The sequence below is a fragment of the Caulobacter sp. genome (assembly GCF_035254145.1).
Taxonomy (GTDB): Bacteria; Pseudomonadota; Alphaproteobacteria; order Caulobacterales; family Caulobacteraceae; genus Caulobacter.
Genome location: NZ_DATFAV010000021.1, coordinates 1 through 2,164 on the forward strand (window position 1 = coordinate 1; position 2,164 = coordinate 2,164).

Genomic DNA, 2,164 nt, shown 5'->3' on the forward strand with positions numbered 1-2,164 from the left:
ACCGCCGAGCTTGTGATCCCGCCATCGCGGGCCAGGCCGATCATCGGCGAGGCCGGATTGACGCCGTAGGCGATGTCGAAGGCGGCGCTGAGCGCATTGCCGGTGCCGTCGTCGCGGGTTTCTCGCACGCCGCCGATCTCGGAGGCGCCGAGGTTCGACGAGGGGGCGACCAGACCGGGCGTGACGACGCCGCCCTTGGCGTCGATGACGCGGGCGCCGGCCGGCACGGCCACGCCGGCGCCGATGGCGGCGATCTTGCCGTCCTTGATCACCAGGCTCCCGTTGGGGATCGCGGCGCTGGAGACGGGCTCGATGCGAGCGTTGACGATGGCGATGGTCTCGGCCGCGGCGGGGAGAGCCAAGGGGAGGGCGAGCGCGCAGGCCGCGCTGGTCAGGAGAAGGGACCGGATCATCAGTTGAACGCTCCCTGGCCGGGTTGGCCGAGCTCGAAATCGGACTTGGGCTGGAAGCGCGCGTCCTTGCGGTCGTAGATCAGCGCGCCATCGATGAAGACCTTCTCGGCCTGGGCGTAGACGCTGAACGGGTCACGGCTCCAGACCACCAGGTCGGCGGCCTTGCCGGCCTCGAGACTGCCGGTCTTGTCGCCGATGCCCATGGCCTTGGCCGGATTGGCCGTGATCCACTTGATGGCCTCGGCGCGCGGGATGTCGATGCCCAGCTTGGCGCCGGCGGCCATGGCGATGGCGGCCTCCTGGTTCAGCCGCTGGGTCATGATCGGATCGTCGGAGTGGATGACCACGCAGGCGCCGTTCTTCCAGAGGATCGCGGCGTTGGCGTCGATGCCGTCCAGGCTTTCCATCTTGAAGCCGGTCCACGAGGCCCAGGTGGCCGAGCAGACGCCTTCCTTGGCCAGTAGGGGCGCGATCTTGTAGCTCTCGATCGCGTGGTGGAACATCGTGATCTTGTAGCCAAACTCCTTGGCGATATCGATCATCGTGGCCTCTTCGTCGGCCCGGTAGCAGTGGTTCTGCACCAGGATCTCGCCCTTGAGGACGCCGGCCAGGGTTTCCAGTTGCAGGTCGCGCTTGGGCGGATCGGCCTTCTCGCCCTTCTGCTGTTTGGCGCGGAAGTCGTCCCACTTGCGGGCGTAGTCGGCCGCGTCGATCCAGGCCTTGCGATAGCCGAAGACATTGCCCATCGCGGTGGAGGGCGAGCGGCTCTTGCCGCCATAGACCCGCTTCGGGTTCTCGCCGCAGGCCATTTTCAGGCCATAGGGCGCGTCGGGGAACTTCATGCCCTGGGTGGTCAGGGACGGCACGTTCTTCAGCGTCACCGAACGGCCACCGAACAGATTGGCAGAGCCGGGGAGGATCTGCAGCGTGGTGACCCCGCCAGCCCGGGCCCGATTGAAGCCGGGATCCTGCGGCCAGACCGAATGCTCGGCCCAGACCTGGGCGGTGTTCGGGTCGGTGGCCTCGTTGCCGTCCGAGCGGACCTGGACGCCGGGCGAGGGATAGACCCCCAGGTGGCTGTGGGCGTCGATGACGCCGGGCGTGATCCATTTGCCGGTGGAGTCGACCTTGGCGACGTCGGCCGGGATCGGCGTGTCGGGGCCGCCGACGGCGATGATCTTGCCGCCCGAGGCGATGACCACGCCATTCTCGATCTGCTGGCCGGTGGCCGTCAGCACCGTCGCGCCGACGAAGGCCGTCGGGCGCGACGGGAAGGGCTTGTAGGTCGACGGAAAGCCGCTCGACGCCTCGCCGTCCAGGCCCTTGGGCAGCGGCTTGACCTCGGCCTTCTCGGCGGGCTTCGGCGCCGGCTTGGAGGGACTGCTGGTCCCGGTCGTCGCGCAGGCCGAGAGGCCAAGCGCCAGCAGGCTCGCGGCGGTCGCCGCGTAACGCCATCCGATCATGAAAAACCCCGACTCTCGAAGAGGCTGGAAGGACAGACGAAAAGGATCAGCTTATCAAGTCGGACGATGTCCGGCGGGCGCGATCGACGGCAAAATCGTTGCGCGGCGCCGCCAGGACGGTCCGCGCGTTCAATTGATCAGCTTGTCCATCGGAGATCGTCCATGCGCCGCCTGCTCGCGTGTCTCGCCCTGATCGCCTTGACGGGATGCGGCGCGCCGACGCCCGGCTCCGGAATGCCGCCGGCCCAGTCGCCCAGGACGCCGGTGGCCGAGGGCGGCATGTGCGGC

At 68.4% G+C, this 2,164-nt stretch carries 1 protein-coding gene and 1 pseudogene; both read right to left on the reverse strand.

All coding sequences use genetic code 11. The features are described 5' to 3' along the window. Positions 1 to 413: pseudogene (locus tag VJ655_RS01090) on the reverse strand (amidohydrolase); the annotation flags it as partial. Then, a complete protein-coding gene (locus tag VJ655_RS01095; RefSeq protein WP_324097524.1) occupies positions 413 to 1,876 on the reverse strand; it encodes an amidohydrolase in 1,464 nt (487 codons plus the stop codon). The gene VJ655_RS01095 and the pseudogene VJ655_RS01090, both read right to left, overlap by 1 nt. Positions 1,877 to 2,164 lie beyond the last annotated feature (288 nt).

What these genes read in the sequence shown, in the direction of transcription:
- VJ655_RS01095 (WP_324097524.1), bottom strand. Translation starts at nt 1,876, where the DNA reads ATGATCGGATGGCGTTACGCGGCGACCGCCGCGAGCCTGCTGGCGCTT.